This window comes from Mesorhizobium sp. B2-8-3 (genome assembly GCF_006440815.1).
GTDB lineage: Bacteria > Pseudomonadota > Alphaproteobacteria > Rhizobiales > Rhizobiaceae > Mesorhizobium.
On the sequence record NZ_VFTW01000005.1, the window covers coordinates 1 to 18,334 of the forward strand.

General features: G+C 64.5%; 14 protein-coding genes and 1 riboswitch. Of the genes, 10 read left to right on the plus strand and 4 right to left on the minus strand.

Features of this window, described 5'->3' with window-relative positions; all coding sequences use genetic code 11:
• Nucleotides 1–208 precede the first annotated feature (208 nt).
• On the minus strand, nucleotides 209–3,736 hold the full coding sequence (gene dnaE, locus FJ418_RS09910; protein ID WP_140865150.1) for a DNA polymerase III subunit alpha: 3,528 nt from the start codon (nucleotides 3,734–3,736) through the stop codon (nucleotides 209–211).
• Nucleotides 3,737–3,856: 120 nt separating this feature from the next.
• Nucleotides 3,857–5,869 (minus strand): acetyl/propionyl/methylcrotonyl-CoA carboxylase subunit alpha, encoded by a 2,013-nt coding sequence (locus FJ418_RS09915; protein WP_140865152.1) that lies wholly within the window; start codon nucleotides 5,867–5,869, stop codon nucleotides 3,857–3,859.
• Nucleotides 5,870–6,121: 252 nt separating this feature from the next.
• Between FJ418_RS09915 and FJ418_RS09920 the strand changes: the two genes are divergently transcribed.
• From FJ418_RS09920 to FJ418_RS09950, 7 genes are all read left to right on the plus strand, one after another.
• A complete protein-coding gene (locus tag FJ418_RS09920; RefSeq protein ID WP_140865154.1) occupies nucleotides 6,122–7,249 on the plus strand; it encodes an S-(hydroxymethyl)glutathione dehydrogenase/class III alcohol dehydrogenase in 1,128 nt (375 codons plus the stop codon).
• Between the two features lie 66 nt (nucleotides 7,250–7,315).
• Entirely contained in the window at nucleotides 7,316–7,885 is a 570-nt protein-coding gene (gfa, locus tag FJ418_RS09925; RefSeq protein WP_140865156.1) for an S-(hydroxymethyl)glutathione synthase, read from the plus strand.
• 66 nt (nucleotides 7,886–7,951) lie between these two features.
• Nucleotides 7,952–8,419, plus strand: coding sequence for a YaiI/YqxD family protein (locus FJ418_RS09930; protein WP_140647814.1), 468 nt, complete (start codon nucleotides 7,952–7,954; stop codon nucleotides 8,417–8,419).
• Nucleotides 8,420–8,445: 26 nt separating this feature from the next.
• Complete coding sequence (locus tag FJ418_RS09935) at nucleotides 8,446–9,117, plus strand: DUF1345 domain-containing protein (protein WP_140865158.1); 672 nt, start codon at nucleotides 8,446–8,448, stop codon at nucleotides 9,115–9,117.
• 99 nt (nucleotides 9,118–9,216) lie between these two features.
• Entirely contained in the window at nucleotides 9,217–10,098 is an 882-nt protein-coding gene (locus FJ418_RS09940; RefSeq protein ID WP_140865160.1) for a cytochrome b/b6 domain-containing protein, read from the plus strand.
• Between the two features lies 1 nt (nucleotide 10,099).
• Nucleotides 10,100–10,891: a molybdopterin-binding protein gene (locus FJ418_RS09945; protein WP_140865162.1), complete on the plus strand. Its 792-nt coding sequence runs from the start codon at nucleotides 10,100–10,102 to the stop codon at nucleotides 10,889–10,891.
• 44 nt (nucleotides 10,892–10,935) lie between these two features.
• Entirely contained in the window at nucleotides 10,936–11,337 is a 402-nt protein-coding gene (locus FJ418_RS09950; protein ID WP_246682996.1) for a GNAT family N-acetyltransferase, read from the plus strand.
• 2 nt (nucleotides 11,338–11,339) lie between these two features.
• On the opposite strand, the gene FJ418_RS09955 is transcribed toward FJ418_RS09950, so the two are convergent.
• The gene (locus FJ418_RS09955; RefSeq protein ID WP_140865166.1) at nucleotides 11,340–12,344 is read right to left on the minus strand and encodes a hypothetical protein; all 1,005 of its coding nucleotides are present in this window, start codon (nucleotides 12,342–12,344) and stop codon (nucleotides 11,340–11,342) included.
• A 223-nt stretch (nucleotides 12,345–12,567) separates the two neighbouring features.
• Nucleotides 12,568–12,654, plus strand: a riboswitch (glycine riboswitch).
• A gap of 149 nt (nucleotides 12,655–12,803) precedes the next feature.
• On the opposite strand from FJ418_RS09955, the gene gcvT reads away from it, so the two are divergent.
• The 3 genes from gcvT to gcvP are packed head-to-tail and all read left to right on the plus strand — an operon-like array spanning nucleotide 12,804 to nucleotide 17,107.
• Nucleotides 12,804–13,904 carry a glycine cleavage system aminomethyltransferase GcvT gene (gene gcvT, locus FJ418_RS09960; RefSeq protein ID WP_140865168.1) on the plus strand — a complete coding sequence of 367 codons (1,101 nt, stop codon included), beginning with the start codon at nucleotides 12,804–12,806 and terminating at the stop codon, nucleotides 13,902–13,904.
• Between the two features lie 6 nt (nucleotides 13,905–13,910).
• Nucleotides 13,911–14,279: a glycine cleavage system protein GcvH gene (gene gcvH, locus FJ418_RS09965; RefSeq protein WP_140647821.1), complete on the plus strand. Its 369-nt coding sequence runs from the start codon at nucleotides 13,911–13,913 to the stop codon at nucleotides 14,277–14,279.
• Nucleotides 14,280–14,296: 17 nt separating this feature from the next.
• Complete coding sequence (gcvP, locus tag FJ418_RS09970; RefSeq protein WP_140865170.1) at nucleotides 14,297–17,107, plus strand: aminomethyl-transferring glycine dehydrogenase; 2,811 nt, start codon at nucleotides 14,297–14,299, stop codon at nucleotides 17,105–17,107.
• Nucleotides 17,108–17,122: 15 nt separating this feature from the next.
• Here gcvP and FJ418_RS09975 read toward each other — a convergent pair whose 3' ends face one another.
• A complete protein-coding gene (locus tag FJ418_RS09975; RefSeq protein WP_140865172.1) occupies nucleotides 17,123–18,295 on the minus strand; it encodes a GGDEF domain-containing protein in 1,173 nt (390 codons plus the stop codon).
• Between the last annotated feature and the right edge of the window lie 39 nt (nucleotides 18,296–18,334).

Consider the following 18,334-nt stretch of genomic DNA (forward strand, 5'->3'; position numbering starts at 1 on the left):
AACCGACCAGAGTTTCAGTGCCATCATCCATCTCGCTGCCGCCGTCATAAACTCACGATGAATCTCAACAAGCCCTAAAGCGGTTCAGCGTCTGGATGAAGCGCTGAAACTGCTCTAAATGTTTGTTTTTACGCGATTCCGAATGGAAAAATGTTACCTGAAATTGCTCTGACGAGCAGAACCGCAGAGGCTAGCTCGCACTAGGCGTCTACACCAATTCCACCTCAACAACCCCCGGCACCGCGCGCATTGCCGACGCGACCTGCGGCGAGATGCGGTAGCGGTTGGGCAGTTCGATCTCGACTTCGCCCTGCCCGGCGTCCTTGATCAGCACGAAGCTGACCTGACCTTCGCCCTTGACCGAGAGCTGGCTGGCGAGCGTGCCGAGGGGTGCTGCATCGCGCACAAAAATGCGTAGCGCTTTCTGGATGCGGCTGGCTTCGTCGTCCAGTGATTGCACCGAGTTAATGCGCAGGTTCACGCCCTCAGGCCTGTCTTCGGCTGCAACCATAATCACCACCGAACTGCCGGGCTCCAGCATGTCGCGATATTGCGCAAGCCCCTCGGAAAACAGCACCGCCTCATATTGGCCCGTCGTGTCGGAAAACTGCACGACGCCCATCTTGTTTCCGGTGCGGGTCTTGCGCTCCTGCTTGGAGGTGACCGTGCCGGCGAGGCGTCCGGCCGCGGCGCCGCGTTTGACCGCAGCCGAGAATTCCGCCCAGTTCTGCACCCGCATCTTCTGGAGCGCCGCCTTGTACTCGTCGAGCGGATGAGCCGAGAGGTAGAAGCCCACCACCTGGAACTCGCGGTGCAGCCGGTCCGCGGCAAGCCACGGATCGGTCGCGGGCAGGTTGAGCGCCTGCGATTGGCTCCCAAGCGATGCGCCGAAAATGTCGGCCTGGCCGGAGATGGCGTTCTGCTGCGCCAGCGAGGCCAGGCCCATCATGCGCTCGACTCCGGCCATCATCTGGGCGCGGTCGTGGCCGAAGCAATCGAGCGCGCCTGCCATGATCAGGCTTTCGAAGACGCGCTTGCCGACGATCTTCGGATCGACCCGCTCGCAGAAATCGGCAAGGTTCTTGAACGGTTTCTGGCCACGCTTCTCGACGATGTGCTCGACCGCCGCATCGCCGACGCCTTTGAGCGCCGCCAGCGAATAGAAGATCTTGTTTTCGCCAACCTCGAAGGGACGGAAACTCGACATTACCGACGGCGCCACCACCTCGATGCCGAGGCGCATGGCGTCCTGGCGGAAATCGGCCAGCTTGTCGGTGTTGCTCATGTCGAGCGTCATCGACGCCGCAAGGAACTCGACCGGGTAATGCGCCTTCAGGTAGGCGGTCTGGTAGGAAACGACCGCGTAGGCCGCCGCGTGCGACTTGTTGAAGCCGTAGTCGGCGAACTTGGCCAGGAGGTCGAAGATGAAATCGGCCTGCGGCTTTGAGACGCCGCGCTCGACCGCGCCGGAGACAAAGCGCTCGCGCTGCTTGTCCATCTCGGCGCGGATCTTCTTGCCCATGGCGCGGCGCAAAAGATCGGCTTCGCCGAGCGAATAGCCGGACAGCTCCTGCGCGATCTGCATCACCTGTTCCTGGTAGACGATGACGCCTTGGGTCTCCTTCACCAGATGGTCGATCTTGGGATGGATCGAGGCCATCTCCTCCTCGCCATGCTTTCTGGCGTTGTAGGTCGGGATGTTCTCCATCGGACCGGGGCGATAGAGCGCCACCAGCGCGATGATGTCCTCGATGCAGTCCGGCCGCATGCCGATCAGCGCCTTGCGCATGCCCGCACTTTCAACCTGGAACACGCCGACCACCTCGCCGCGCGACAGCATGGCGTAGGTGTCTGGGTCGTCGAGCGGGATCGTCGCGAGATCGATGTCGACGCCGCGCCGGCGGATCAGCTTCACCGCGGTCTCCAGCACGGTCAGCGTCTTCAGGCCGAGGAAGTCGAACTTCACCAGGCCGGCCTGCTCGACATATTTCATGTTGAACTGGGTGACCGGCATGTCCGAGCGCGGATCGCGATACATCGGCACCAGTTCCGACAAAGGTCTATCGCCGATGACGATGCCGGCGGCATGCGTCGAGGCGTGGCGGTAGAGGCCTTCGAGCTTCTGCGCCGTGTCGAGCAGCGTCTGCACGATCGGCTCCTTCTCCGCCTCCTCGGCAAAGCGCGGCTCGTTGGCGATGGCATCCGCCAGCTTGACCGGATTGGCCGGGTTCTGCGGCACCATTTTGGAGAGCTTGTCGACCTGGCCGTAGGGCATTTGCAGCACACGGCCGACGTCGCGCAGCACGGCGCGCGCCTGCAGCGTACCGAAGGTGATGATCTGCCCGACCTGGTCGCGGCCGTATTTCTGCTGGACGTAGCGGATGACCTCCTCGCGCCGGTCCTGGCAGAAGTCGATGTCGAAGTCCGGCATCGAGACGCGGTCCGGATTGAGGAAGCGCTCGAACAGCAGCGAGAAACGCAGCGGGTCGATGTCGGTGATGGTGGTTGAATAAGCGACCAGCGAGCCGGCGCCCGAACCGCGGCCCGGCCCGACCGGAATGCCTTGCGCCTTCGCCCATTTGATGAAGTCGGCAACGATCAGGAAGTAGCCCGGGAACTTCATCTTCTCGATGATGCCAAGCTCGAATTCGAGCCGTTCGCGATATTGCTCGACCGTGTAGCCGGGCGTCGGCCCGTGCGCGGCAAGCCGCGCCTCCAGCCCTTCGCGCGCCTGGCGGGCGAGCTCGGCCGCCTCCGCCTTCTCGGCCGCGTCCTTGTCTGCGGCGTCGGCGCCGGTGAAGCGCGGCAGGATCGGGCTGCGGTTCTTCGGATAGTAGGAGCAGCGCATGGCGATCTCGACCGTGTTGTCGATCGCTTCCGGCAGGTCCGAGAAGAGCCGCGCCATGTCGGCCTGGCCGCGCAGGAAATTGTCCGCGGCGAGCCGCCGGCGGTTGTCGGCGGCCACCACAGAGCCCTCGGCGATGGCGATCAAAGCGTCATGCGCCTCATAGTCGTCGCGCTTGGAGAAGAACGCCTCGTTGGTGGCGACCAGCGGCAGTTCATGCGTGTAGGCAAGGTCGACCGTCGACTTCTCGACCATGCGGTCATAGCCGGCGACCCGTTCCAGTTCGACATAGAGCCTGTCGCCGAACAGGCCTTTGAGGAAGAGCAGCCGCTGTTCGGCGAGATCGCGCCGGTCGGCCTTCAGAGCGGTGCCGATCGGGCCGCGCGGCCCGCCGGTGAGGCAGATCAGGCCATCGCTTCTGCCTTCCAGCATCGTGCTGGTCAAGTGCACCGGCTCGCCGGGCGGCGTCTCCAGATAGACCTTGCTGATCAGCCGCACGAGATTGGCATAGCCGGCCTCGCTGGCGGCGATCAGCACGACAGGCGACATTTCCGGTCCATGCCGGCGGCGGTCTCGCTGGCCGTCGCTCGCCTCGCCGGAGAAGGCGAGATCGACCTGGCAGCCGATGATCGGCTGGATGCCGTCCTTGACCGCCTTCTGGGCGAATTCGAGTGCCCCGAACAAATTGTTGGTGTCGGTGACCGCGATCGCCGGCGCCTCGTCCTTGACGGCATGGCCGACGATCGCGCCAAGCTGCAAGGCGCCTTCCAGCAGCGAATAGGCCGAATGCACGCGCAGATGGATGAAGGTCCGCGCCGGCGCTTCCGGCCGCGCGGCCTTCACGGCAGCTTCGCGCTGCAACGGGTCGCGAGGAAGTCGTTCATCCGCCATATTTTTTCGCGCCGTCCCAAAGACTCAAATCCATGCAAATGTATTGTCCCGGACGGGGCCATGCCAGTCCAGCACAATCCACCCACAGACCAAAGGCTTGCGGCCCCGTATCGCCTCGTCTCAGGCGAACTCCATGATCACCGCATCGACCGCCAGGCTGTCGCCCGGCTTGGCGTTGAGCTTGGCAATTGTGAGGTCGCGTTCGGCGCGCAGCACGTTCTCCATTTTCATGGCCTCGACCACGGCCAGCGTCTCGCCGGACTTGACCTCCTGGCCCTCGGCCACGGCGATCGAAACGACGAGCCCAGGCATCGGGCAGAGCAGCATCTTCGAGGTGTCGGGCGGCAGCTTTTCCGGCATCAGCCTTTCGAGCTCCGCGGTGCGCGGCAGCATGGCTTGAGCCGTCACCGACATGCCTTTCCAGGCGATGCGCAAACCGTTCAGCATCGGGCGGATCTGGGCGGCGATGTTCTTGCCGCCAACCGTGCCCTGCCAGATCGCGTCGCCCGGCCGCCAGTCCGAAGCGACGGTCAGCGGCCTGCCGCCATCGATCGACAGATCGACCTCCATCGGGATGGAAACCATGCCGTCGACGATTTCGACCGGAAGATAGTCAGCGTCGATCTTCGCCACCCAATCGCGCTTGAGATGGCCGGAATGCGGCGCCAGCCGGCCGCTCAGGCGGTCGAGCCGGTCGCGGCGCAGCAGTTCGATCGCGGTTGCAACGGCGGCAAACACCGCCCTCTCCCCGCCATCCGGCTCGACCGGCGCGAAGCCGTCCGGATATTCCTCCGCGATGAAGCCGGTCGACAGCCTCCCCTCGCGCCAGCGCGGGTGCTGCATCAGCGCCGAAAGGAAAGGGATGTTGTGTTCGATGCCGTCGACGACGAAACTGTCCAGCGCCTCCGACATGGCGTCGATCGCCTCAAGCCTGGTCGGCGCCCAGGTGCAGAGCTTGGCCACCATGGGGTCGTAGAACATTGAGATTTCCGACCCTTCGGCGACGCCGGTATCGTTGCGGACCACGACATCGCCGAACGTGCCCTCCTCCGGCGGCCGGTAACGGGTCAGCCGGCCGATCGAGGGCAGGAAGTTGCGGAAAGGATCCTCAGCGTAAAGGCGGCTTTCCACCGCCCAGCCGTTGAGCTTCACGTCGCTCTGCTTGATGTCGAGCTTCTCGCCGGCGGCGACGCGGATCATCTGTTCGACCAGGTCGATGCCGGTCACGAGCTCGGTCACCGGGTGCTCGACCTGCAATCGCGTATTCATTTCAAGGAAATAGAAGTTCTTGTCCTTGTCGACGATGAACTCGACCGTGCCGGCGCTCTGGTAGTCGACGGCCTTGGCCAGTGCCACCGCCTGCTCGCCCATCGCCTTTCTGGTCTTGGCATCGAGGAATGGCGACGGCGCCTCTTCGACCACTTTCTGGTTGCGGCGCTGGATGGAACATTCGCGCTCGCCGAGATAGAGCGCCGTGCCATGCGCGTCGGCCAGCACCTGAATCTCGATATGGCGCGGATCGACAACGAACTTCTCGATGAAGACGCGGTCGTCGCCAAAGGAGCTTTTCGCTTCCGAACGCGCCCGGTCGAAACCGTCGCGCACCTCCGCCTTGCTCCAGGCGATGCGCATGCCCTTGCCGCCACCGCCGGCGGAGGCCTTGATCATGACCGGATAGCCGATCTCGCCGGCGATCCGTTCGGCATGGTCGGCGTCTTCGATGACGCCCAGCCATCCAGGCACGGTCGAGACCTTGGCCTCGCTGGCGAACTTCTTCGATTCGATCTTGTCGCCCATCGCCTTGATGGCCTTGGGCTTCGGTCCGATGAAAACGATGCCTTCCTTCTCCAGCGCTTCGCAGAAGGAGGCGCGCTCCGACAGGAAGCCGTAGCCCGGATGCACGGCTTCCGCGCCGGTCTCCTTGCAGGCGGAGATGATCTTCTCAGGGACCAGATAGCTCTGTGCCGCCGGCGAAGGTCCGATATGCACCGCTTCGTCGGCCATTTCGATATGCACGGCATCGCGGTCGGCGTCCGAATAGACCGCGACGGTGGCGATCCCCATCTTTCGCGCCGTCTTGATCACACGGCAGGCGATCTCGCCGCGATTGGCGATCAGGATTTTCTTGAACATTCGGATGTCGTTCCTCCGGCGAAGCGGTCCTGTTCTATGGACAATTCCGGCCCGCCTCAAGTGCCCGCGGGCCGGCTCCCACGGCTGGCACCGATTGCAGGAACCGCGGCGAAAAACGTCGCAACAGACGTTGGCCGCCAGCGCGGAACTCGCTAAGCTTGCCCGTGACGCCGAACGGATGGCAGGCTGCCATTCGCCACGAACAGCTTGCCGTTAGCTAAAACTTACAGACTGCCTTGGGAGGAGTGCCTCATGAAAACGCGTGCCGCCGTTGCCGTTGCCGCCGGAAAGCCGCTTGAGATCATGGAGGTGGACCTCGAAGGGCCGCGCGACGGCGAGGTGCTGGTTGAGGTCAAGGCGACCGGCATCTGCCATACGGATGAGTTCACGCTGTCGGGCGCCGATCCGGAAGGGCTGTTTCCGGCCATCCTCGGCCATGAGGGCGCCGGCATCGTCGTCGATGTCGGCAAGGGCGTCACCTCGGTCAAGAAGGGCGACCATGTCATCCCGCTCTATACGCCCGAATGCCGGCAGTGCCCGTCCTGCCTGTCGCGCAAGACCAATCTGTGCACCGCCATCCGCGCCACGCAAGGGCAGGGCCTGATGCCCGACGGCACCTCGCGCTTCTCGATGGGCAAGGACAAGCTGTTTCATTACATGGGCTGCTCGACCTTTTCCAACTTCACCGTGCTGCCCGAGATCGCGGTGGCCAAGGTCAATCCCGACGCCCCCTTCGACAAGATCTGCTACATCGGCTGCGGCGTGACGACCGGCATCGGCGCCGTCATCAACACCGCCAAGGTCGAGCAAGGCGCGACGGCGGTCGTCTTCGGCCTCGGCGGCATCGGCTTGAATGTCATCCAGGGGCTTCGCCTTGCCGGCGCCGACATGATCATCGGCGTCGATTTGAACAACGACAAGAAGGCCTGGGGCGAGAAGTTCGGCATGACGCATTTCGTCAATCCGAAGGAGATCGACGGCGACGTCGTGCCTTACCTGGTCAACCTGACCAAGCGCGGCGCCGACCAGATCGGCGGCGCCGACTACACGTTCGACTGCACCGGCAACACCAAGGTGATGCGCCAGGCGCTGGAGGCCTCGCATCGCGGCTGGGGCAAGTCGGTTGTCATCGGCGTTGCCGGCGCCGGCCAGGAAATCTCGACCAGGCCGTTCCAGCTGGTCACCGGGCGCAGCTGGATGGGCACCGCCTTCGGCGGCGCGCGCGGCCGCACCGACGTGCCAAAAATCGTCGACTGGTACATGGAGAAAAAGATCCAGATCGATCCGATGATCACCCACACGCTGAAGCTGGAAGACATCAACAAGGGCTTCGACCTCATGCATGAGGGCAAGTCGATCCGCAGCGTCGTGGTTTACTGAGGAAAACAAGCCGCCGACCTATGGCCAGCGACTGAAGTTGCAAAGGTTCAACAAGGGAGGAACTCAATGCCTGAAAAACTGCATCCGAAGATCGACAGTGGCTTGCCGAAGGAGAGCGCGAGCTTTGCCGGCGGCACGCTGGTCTGCCTGTGCACCAGCAATCCGGTGAAGGTGAAGGTCAAGGGCCAGATCGCCCACAACCACGCCTGCGGCTGCACCAAATGCTGGAAGCCGGACGGCGCCATCTTCTCGGTCGTGGCCGTTGCCGGCAGCGGCGACGTCACCGTCACCGAAAATGGCGACAAGCTGAAGGTGGTCGATCCCTCGGCCCTCATCCAGCGCCATGCCTGCACAAGCTGCGGCGTCCACATGTACGGCCCGGTCGAGCGCGACCATCCCTTCAAGGGCCTGTCCTTCATCCATCCCGAGCGCTTCGAGGAGGACGGCTGGTCGCCGCCGGGCTTCACCGCCTTCGTCTCCTCGATCATCGAATCCGGTGTCGATCCGAGCCGCATGGACGGCATCCGTGGCCAGCTGAAGTCGATCGGGCTCGAGCCCTATGACTGCCTCAGCCCCGGCCTGATGGACTATATCGCCACCTGGACCGCCAAGAAGTCGGGCGCCTTGGCGGCCTGACAAATCCTGCGATTTCTGCCATGGGGCTGGCTGACACGCCGGCCCCATGTTTGTTTGGAAGTAACGATGCCCGCACCCGTTGTCTACGTCGATGCCGACGCCTGCCCGGTCAAGGCCGAGGTCGAGAAGGTCGCGGAGCGCCATGGCGTCATCGTCACCTATGTCTCCAATGGCGGCCTGCGGCCGTCGCGCGATCCGATGGTCCGCAACGTCGTCGTCTCCAAGGGCGCGGACGCGGCGGACGACTGGATCGTCGAGAATGCCAAGGCCAACGATGTCGTGGTGACGGCCGACATTCCGCTTGCCGCGCGCACGGTGGCGCTCGGCGCGCATGTGCTGGGACCCACCGGCCGCCCCTTCACGCCGGAAACCATCGGCATGGCGGTGGCGATGCGCGACCTCAAGCAGCATCTGCGCGAAACCGGCGAGAGCCGGGGGTTCAACGCCAGCTTCACGCAGAAGGACCGCTCGCAGTTTCTCGGCGAGCTCGACCGCATCTTGCGGCGGGCTTTGAAATCCGTCACACCGGACTGATCCAACGTCTTCAGGGGCCTCGGGCCATGGGTGAGGACATCAACACGCCGATGCATCGGCACATGCAGTTCGCCCTCGCCGCGGCTATCGGCATCGTCGCGCTGCTGCTTGCCTTGTTGCTGCGCGCGCCGCTGCCCTACTCGATCGGCGCCAATGTGTTCTTCGCCAGCTATATCGCCCTGGTGCTGGCCCTGATGCCCAGCCTTACCGGGCGCTATCTCAGCAAGAACGCGCGCGCGACCGACCTGCCCGTCTTTCTGATCTTCGCCGTCACGCTCTTTGTCGTCGGCGCCGCCATCGTGTCGCTGTTCCTGCTCATCAACCAGAAGGATGCCGCGCATCCCCTGCAGCTCGCCTTCGCCATGCTGTCGATCCCGCTCGGCTGGTTCACCATCCACGCTATGGCGTCGCTGCACTATGCGCATGTCTATTGGAAGGATGGCGACGAGCTCGACGAGAAAACCCAGAAGAAGATGCCGGTCGGCGGCCTCGATTTTCCGGGCGGCAAAAGACCGGAAGGCTGGGACTTCCTCTATTTCGCGACGGTCATCGGCATGACGGCACAGACGGCGGACACTGCCATCACCACCTCGCAGATGCGGCTGGTCGTGCTCGTCCATTCGGTCCTGACCTTTTTCTTCAACACGGTGATCGTTGCCGCGGCGGTCAATCTCGCCGTCAGCCTGGGTTCTCCGTAATAAATCCGTGATCGCATGAAACAACGCTTTGCCTGACGGCGTATTGGGAGGAAGAACGCAAGCCGGTAAGCGGTGAGCGATGCAGGGCCGGAGACGAAGATGGAAGCCATTGCCAGGAACGAGCCGGTAGCAGAGGCCGATAAACCTGCGCCGAAAAATGGGCCGCTCATTTACCGGCAGTCGGGCTGGACCCGCCTTACCCATTGGCTCTGGGCTTTCTCGCTGTTCTTCATGCTGCTTTCCGGTCTGCAGATCTTCAATGCGCGACCGCAGCTCTATGTCGGCAAGCAGTCCGGCTTCGAGTTCAACAACACCATCCTCCAGATCGGCGCCGAGAATACCGCCAACGGACCGCGCGGCTTCACCGAAATCTTCGGCCATCGCTTCGACACCACGGGCGTGCTCGGCTGGTCGGGGCCGCCGGGACAAGAGACGCCGCGCGCCTTCCCGGCCTGGGCGACAATTCCCTCCTATTACGATCTCGGCACCGCCCGCGTCGTGCATTTCTTCTTCGCCTGGATCCTGACCACGACGCTGCTCGTCTGGCTGATCGCCGGCCTGGTCAACGGCCATATCCGTCGCGATCTCGCCCCTCGCGTGTCGGACCTGCGCAAGCTGCCGCGCGACATCGTCGATCACGCGAAGCTGAAATTCCACCACACGCGCGAATACAACACGCTGCAGAAGATGGCCTATGGCGGCGTGCTCTTCGTGCTGCTGCCGCTGATGATCATCACCGGCCTGGCCATGTCGCCGAGCATGAATTCGGTGTTGCCCTGGCTGAATGAGATACTCGGCGGCAGGCAGACGGCGCGGACCATCCATTTCACCGTCATGGTGCTGCTCGTCCTTTTCTTCGTCATCCACATCCTGATGATTCTCGCCGCCGGCCCGATCAACGAGCTGCGCTCGATCATCACCGGCTGGTACCGCACCGATCCGCCCACGAAGCACGCCGAGCCGAGCGAGAGGAGCGCCTGACATGGCAAAATTCCAAATCAGCCGCCGCAAGTTCCTGACCGCCAGCAGCCTCGGACTGTCCGGCATCGCGCTGTCGGGTTGCGATGCCTTCGACAGCGGCCTCGGCATCGGCGGCGGCCTGCGCAGCTTCCTCGAAAACGCCAACGGCCTGACCTGGCGCGCGCAGCGCCTGCTTGCCGGCCGCGACGCGCTGGCGCCGGAATTCACCGAGGCCGATATCCGCCAGCCGCAGCGTCCGAATGGCATCACGGCGCCCGATGACGACACCTACAAGGGTCTGCTCGCCAACAATTTCGCCGACTGGCGCCTGGAGGTTTCAGGCCTCGTCGAAAAACCGCTGTCGCTGACCCGCGAGCAGCTCCAGAACATGCCGAGCCGCACCCAGATCACGCGCCACGACTGCGTCGAAGGCTGGAGCTGCATCGCCAAATGGACCGGCACGCCGCTGTCGCTGGTGCTGGACCAGGTGGTGGTCAAGCCGAAGGCCCGCTACGTCATGTTCCACTGCCTCGACACGATCGAGCAAAGCCTATCCGGCGACATCAAATATTACGGCACCATCGACCTGATCGACGCCCGCCATCCACAGACGATTCTGGCCTATGGCCTGAACGGCAAGCCCTTGCCGGTCGAGAACGGCGCGCCGCTTCGCGTGCGGGTCGAGCGCCAGCTCGGCTACAAGATGCCCAAATACATCTACAAGATCGAGCTGGTCGACAGTTTCGCTAATGTCGGCGGCGGCCGCGGCGGCTACTGGGAGGACAATGGCTACGACTGGTATGGCGGGATTTGATGGTCCCTCGCCTGCAGGCCGAGCACGATCTGTCGCCCATCGAATTGGCTGCCCTCGAGGAACGTCTCAACGGCGATAACCGACGCAAAACCGGCTGCGATGATGATCGGGGGTTGATCTTCGTGATCCGCGACGAGGCCGGAGGCGTGATCGGCATTGCCGCCGGCTACTCGTGGGCAGGAACCGCCGAACTCAAATTGATGTGGGTCGATGAAGCCTATCGAGGCCGCAGCTACGGCAAGAAGCTGCTCGATGCTTTCACAGCCGAGGCCGCCAGCCGGGGCGTCGGGCGGGTATGGGTTTCGAGCCACGACTTCCAGGCGCCGGGCCTTTACGAAAAAGCCGGCTTCGAGCGCATGGCCGAGTTGCCGCAATGGCCCGAAGGCCATTCCAACGTCATCCTTTGCAAGACGATAGCCGCCCGGCATCGACCGGGCGCGACGTAGGCTTAAGCAACCTTGTCGAGCAGCGGCTTCAGCGCCGGATGGATTTCCGGCGAAGCATGCCTGATCAGCGTCAGCAGCGCGCGCTCGTTGTCGCGCAGCGGCCGCTGGCCGCCGCCGACGCGCTCGGTCAGCCATTCGGCCTCGCTCGCATCGATCGTCTCGGCGCGGCGGGCAAGCGCTTCGGTGGCCCGATTCCTGGCTTCCCATTCCGCCTCGATGTCGCCCGGCGACTGATAGGCGCCGAGGATTCCGGCGAGCCCACCCGACACCATGCGACCGAAGAAACCGCCAAGGGTCGGCGCGGCTTCATCCAGGAAGGTTTCATGGCGCAGCGCCACTTCGCGCGTCGGCGGCTCGTAGCCGGCCGAGCACATGACGTAATTGGCGATCGCCTTGACGAAGAGGTCGTTCCAGGACGGATCGTTCTCGGCGGCCGCGGTCCGGTCGTTGATCCTGAACAGGATCTCGGCTTCAGCCTTGGTGATGGCGATGTTGCCGTCGCCGCCATAGGCATAGAGGATGCGCCGCAACAGATCGACCTCGGCCGTGGCGATCAGCCCGGGCACGAGATCGCCGCCGAGCATCAACGGGCCTTTGCCGTCGATTACCGCATGCGCGACCTGTTCCAGCGCATAGGCCGAGAGCTGGCCGGGCGAGGATTTCGCTTCCTCCAGCACATGCACCAGCAGCTCCAGCTCGGTGCGGCTGTCGACCATGCCGTCGCGCGAGATCGTGCGGACCAGCCAGTCGGCATTCTGCTCGGAGACGTAGCCTTCCGGCTTTTCCTGGTGGACAATATAGTCGGTCACCGCCTCGACGAAGAACGGCGCCCATTCGCCGCATTTGTCGCGCGCCGTCTGGTCGAGCGCGAACAGCGCCTCCGCCTCGCCGCGACCCACCACGCCATCCGCGAAAACCTCGCGCCGCAGCATCGTCACGTCTTCGGCCGTGATCTTGTTCTTCGAGGTCAGCCCCGCCACCGGAGCGCTCATGATCAATTCGCCCATTTGCCGTCCCTGCCCGTCGCCCGCTGCCGGCGAACTCAGTGCATTACCCCACCGAGCTTTATCAGCATTGTCTTGAGAAACCGGCAAACGGCGTGGTTAGCGAAGCCTTGTCGGCCAATGCATATCGCCGAAACGCAGGGCACGCTTTAAATGTCGCTGGGAGGTGACAAGGTGTCGCCGACGGGCTATGGATGGCGCGTCGGGGGCTCAGGCGACTGAGTCCTACCTGTTTGCGGGAGAGAGCAGCGCAAGCTGTCGCCGAAGGGGAAATCGCCCGAAATCTCTCAGGCAAAAGAACCGTAGACGGGAAAGACAACTCTGGAAAGTCGGGATTCGTCCCGCGCCGAAGGTGTAAGCGCTGCCGACAGAGTTACGGGGCGCGAGTCTCTCAGGCTTCAGACAGAGGGGCACGAATTAGGCCGCCGCCGGCGGTCGATTGCGTGCGACTCTGGAGAAGACATGACAGGCGACGACACCAGACATCTACCCCTTGAGGATTTGCATCAGGCCGCGGGCGCGCGTTTCGGCGCCTTCGCCGGCTGGTCGATGCCGCTCACCTACCCGCCCGGCGTGATGAAGGAGCACCTTCACTCACGCGAGCATGCCGGCCTGTTCGACATCTCGCATATGAAGCTGTTCGAGGTCGCCGGTCCGGGAGCCATCGCATTGTTGAACCGCGCCTGCCCGCTCGATGCCGGCGCGCTGGACATCTCGCAGTCCAAATACACTTTCTTCCTCAACGAGGCGGCAGGCATCATCGACGACCTGATCGTGACGCGCCTGAGCGATGACCGGTTCATGGTGGTGGCCAACGCCGGCAACGCCGTCGAGGACGAGGAGCATCTGCGCGACCTCTCCGCCGATTTCGATGCCAAGGTCGAGCCGCTTGACCGCGTGTTCCTGGCGATCCAGGGACCGGACGCCTGGGCAGCCCTTGCGCGGGCCGGCATCGAAACCGGCTCGCTGCTCTTCATGCACGGGGTCGAGCCCAGGCAAAACTGGTTCATGAGCCGTTCCGGCTACACCGGTGAGGACGGTTTCGAGATCGGCCTGCCGGAGAAGGATGCCCGCGATCTTGTTGCCAGACTCCTGGAAGACGAGCGCGTGCAGTGGATCGGTCTTGCCGCTCGCGACAGCCTGCGGCTCGAGGCCGGGCTTTGCCTGCACGGCCAGGACCTGACACCGGAAATCGACCCGGCAAGCGCCGGACTGATGTGGGCGATTCCCAAGGAGGTTCGGGCCTCGGGTCATTTCATTGGCGCCGACGCGCTGCGCTCTGTCATCGAGCGTGGGCCGTCGCAGAAGCGCGTCGGCTTGAAGCCCGAAGGTCGTCAGCCGGTGCGCGCCGGCGCCGCGCTCATCGATGCCGACGGCAACCCGGCCGGCCACGTCACCTCGGGCGGCTTCGGCCCTTCGACCGGGCACCCCGTCGCCATGGGCTACGTCAACACCACGCTGGCCAAGCCCGGCACGAAACTCTTCGCCGACGTCCGCGGGACGAAAATCCCGGTCGACGTCGCGTCCCTGCCCTTCACCCCACATCGCTACCGCAAAGGATAAGACCCAATGGCAAAGACCTATTTCACCGAAGACCATGAATGGCTGCGCGTAGAGGGTGGCGTCGCCACCGTCGGCATCACCGACTATGCGCAGGAACAGCTCGGCGATCTCGTTTTCGTCGAGCTGCCGGAAATCGGCCGCAAGCTTGCCAAGGGCGACACCGCCGTGGTCGTCGAATCCGTCAAGGCGGCGTCGGACGTCTACGCACCGGTCGACGGCGAGATCACCGAGGCCAACGCCTCGCTGTCGGCCGATCCCTCTCTGGTCAACTCGGCCGCGACCGGCGACGGCTGGCTCTGGAAGATGAAGCTCGCCAACGAAAGCCAGCTCGACAGCCTCATGGACGAGGCCGGCTACAAAGCCCATATCGGCTGATATCAGGACATAAAGACATGACCGCAGCGCTTACTCCCTTCTTGGCCCGCCATATCGGCCCGGGCATCAACGATGTCAGAGCCATGCTTGCCGTGCTCGGCGTTCCGTCCGTTGAAACGCTGATCAGCCAGGCCGTGCCGAGATCGATCCGCCTTGACCAGCCGCTCAACCTGCCGGCTCCGGCCAGCGAAGCGGAAGCGCTGGCCGAACTGTCTGCGATCATGGCGAAGAACAGGGTGCTGAAAAGCTTCATCGGCGCCGGCTATCATGGCGTCTTCGTGCCGCCGGTCATCCAGCGCAACCTGTTCGAGAACCCGGCCTGGTACACGGCCTACACCCCCTACCAGGCCGAGATCAGCCAGGGTCGGCTGGAGATGCTGTTCAACTTCCAGACATTGGTGACGGAACTGACCGGCCTGCCGGTGGCGTCCGCCTCGCTGCTCGATGAAGCCACCGCCGTCGCCGAAGCCGTCGGCATCGCGCTGCGCCACCACCGCGACAAGCGCACCAAGGTGGCGCTTGCCGGCACGCCGCATCCGCAGACGCTGGACGTCGTGCGCACCCGCGCCGAACCGCTCGGCATCGAGGTCGACGGCGAGACGATCGACGACAACACCGCCGCCCTGCTCGTCTCCTGGCCGGACACCTTCGGCGTCTACGGCGACCACAAGGCGGCGATCGAGAAGGCCCGTGCCGCCGGCGCGCTCGTCGTCTTCATCGCCGACCCGCTGGCGCTCACGCTGACGGACGCGCCGGCGAAGCTCGGCGCCGACATCGCCGTCGGTCCGATGCAGCGTTTCGGCGTGCCGATGGGCTTTGGCGGCCCGCATGCCGCCTACTGCGCCGTTTCCGACAAGCTGACCCGCCTGATGCCCGGCCGCCTCGTCGGCCAGTCGACGGACACCATGGGCCGCCCGGGCTACCGGTTGGCGCTGCAGACGCGCGAGCAGCACATCCGCCGCGACAAGGCGACCTCCAACATCTGCACCGCGCAGGCGCTGTTGGCCAATATGGCGACGGCCTATGCGATCTGGCACGGTCCTGCCGGTCTGCAGGCGATTGCCGGTCAGATCCACGGGTTGGCCGATCGCCTCGCCTCGGGCCTCAAGGCTGCAGGCGTTGCTGTGCTTGGCGCAAGCCGCTTCGACACAGTGACCGCGGAAGTGAAGGGCAAGGCCGCGGCAATAGAAGCTGCCGCTCAGAAGACTGGCCGGCTGTTGCGCGTCATCGATGCCGACTGCGTCAGTGTCGCCTTCGACGAGACTTCCACGGAAGCCGACCTCGAGGCGATCGCCGCCCTGTTCGGGGCCAAGCCCGGCGCGGCGGAAGGCGGCTCCATGCCTGGCAATCCGCGCGGCAAGGAATTCCTCACCCAGCCGGTCTTCCACGACAACCATTCCGAAACCGAGATGATGCGCTTCCTGCGCAGGCTGGCCGACAAGGACCTTGCGCTCGATCGCACCATGATCCCGCTCGGATCCTGCACCATGAAGCTCAACGCCGCCGCCGAGATGATGCCTGTGAGCTGGCCGAGCGTCGCCAATCTGCATCCCTTCGCGCCGGCCGGCCATTCCGAAGGCTATCGCAAGATGGTCGGCGATCTGGAGGCCTGGCTGTCGGAAATCACCGGTTTCGACGCCGTCAGCCTGCAGCCCAATGCCGGCAGCCAGGGCGAATATGCCGGCCTGCTCGCCATCCGCGCCTATCACCGCGCGCGCGGCGAAGGCCACCGCACCGTTTGCCTGATCCCGTCCTCCGCGCACGGCACCAATCCGGCGAGCGCCGCGATGGCCGGCATGAGCGTCGTCGTCGTGCGTTGCCTGGACGACGGCAACATCGACATGGACGATCTGCGCGCCAAGGCCAACGAGCATTCCAAGAACCTCGCGGCGCTGATGTTCACCTATCCTTCGACGCATGGCGTCTACGAGGAAGGGGCGCGCCATCTCTGCGCGCTGATCCACGAGCATGGCGGCCAGGTCTATTTCGACGGCGCCAACCTCAACGCCCTGGTCGGCCTCGCCCGCCCCGGCGACATCGGCGCCGACGTCTGCCACATGAATCTGCACAAGACCTTCTGCATCCCGCATGGCGGCGGCGGCCCGGGCGTCGGCCCGATCGGCGTCAGGGCGCATCTGAAACCCTATTTGCCGGGCCATGTCACCGAAGGCTCGGCGCATGCCGTTGCCGCCGCGCCCTTCGGCAGTGCGTCGATCCTGCCGATCACGTGGATGTACATCCGCATGATGGGCCACTCCGGCCTGAAGCAGGCGACCGAGACGGCGATCGTTTCCGCCAACTACGTGGCGACGCGGCTCGCGCCGCACTACCCGCTGCTATACAAGGGCAGGAGCGATCGCATCGCGCATGAATGCATCCTCGACACGCGCGTGCTCAAGGAAAGCGCCGGCATCAGCGTCGACGACATCGCCAAGCGCCTGATCGACTACGGCTTCCATGCGCCGACCATGTCGTTTCCGGTCGCCGGCACGCTGATGGTCGAGCCGACCGAGTCCGAGCCCAAGCGCGAGCTCGACCGTTTTTGCGAGGCGATGATCGCCATCGCCGGCGAGGCGGCGAAAGTGGCGAAGGGCGAGTGGCCGTCCAGCGACAACCCGCTGGTCAACGCCCCGCACACCGCGGCGGAGGCGCTTGCCGGTGAGTGGAAACATCCCTACCCGCGGCTGGAGGCGGCCTATCCGGCGGGCGACGCGGATCTGGCGGCGAAATACTGGCCGCCGGTCTCGCGCATCGACAATGTCGCCGGCGACCGCAACCTGGTCTGCTCGTGCCCGCCGCTGTCGGAATATCTCGGCGCCGCGGAGTAGCAGCCCAGGTTTTGCTCAGGCGGTTTTCAGGGCCGGCCCCACATCGGGCTGGCCCCATTCGGTCTGAGCGATGACGCGGTTGCGTCCTGCACGCTTGGCCGCATAAAGCGCGGCGTCCGCTTGCGCCAGCACCTCGTCGAGAGGGCGGCCGGCGGTCGAGCCGAATCCCACGCCGCCGCTGACGCTGCTGCGCAGCGGGCCGCGATGGGTCGCAACGATCTCGGTGCCGAAAGCGACGCCGATCCGGCTTGCCATGTCATGCGCCTTTTCCGGCGTCACGCGCGTCATGACGAGCGCGAATTCCTCGCCGCCCAGCCGGAATGCGTCGACCCCTGCCCTGCCGTATTTCTTGATCACCGCCGCGAAGCGGCAAAGCACCTGGTCGCCGACGGGATGACCGAAGACGTCGTTGGTCATCTTGAAATGGTCGAGATCGAACATCGCGATCGCCATGAACGGACCGAAGCTGCGATCGCCATAAAGCTCGGTGAGCGCCCTGCGGTTCATAAGGCCGGTCAGCGGATCGGTCATCGTCTCGGCCTTGAGCTCGATCTGCGCCTGCAGGTGGTGCAGCGAAAGCGTCAGCGCGCCGAGGCCGGTCATGCAGGCGACCGCGACGACGGAGTTCAGCCGTTCCGCCCAATTGTCGGGCGCGGCGCCGAGGACCCATTGCCCCTGGACGAGCAACACCGCGCCGCACAGCGCGAAGGACAGACCGCAGGCTCCGCTGAGGAAGGAGACGACCAGAAGGATCCGCCGGTCGTGATCCCCTTTCATCCAGAACATCGCCCCGATCGCCGCGAGCAGTGCCGTCACGGCCGCATAGGTGATCTGGAAGCCGATGCCGTCGAAGCCGAGATAGGTGACCAGAGCGCAGGCCGCCATCGCGGCCAGCGCAGGCACGATGGCGCGGCGGTAGTCGCGAAAGCCGAGATACTGCATGGCCGACAGGCAGATGATCAGGAAACCCAGGGTCAACAGCGCCAGCACGACCTGGCACAGCCAGGGACCGGCATCCTTGGCATAGCGCCAGAACGCGACGACATGGGCGACGAGCACCAGGGTGCCGCAGGCGACCGTGAGCACGAAGCGCGCCCGCGGCGTGGTGAGCCAGATTGCAAACATGGTAATGCTGAGGCATGTGCCCGACAGCGCCGCCGCGAGCAGGAGCGAACTGAAATCCAACATCCGTGAAGAACTGCCTCTAGCGTCTAGCCGGTGCCCGTC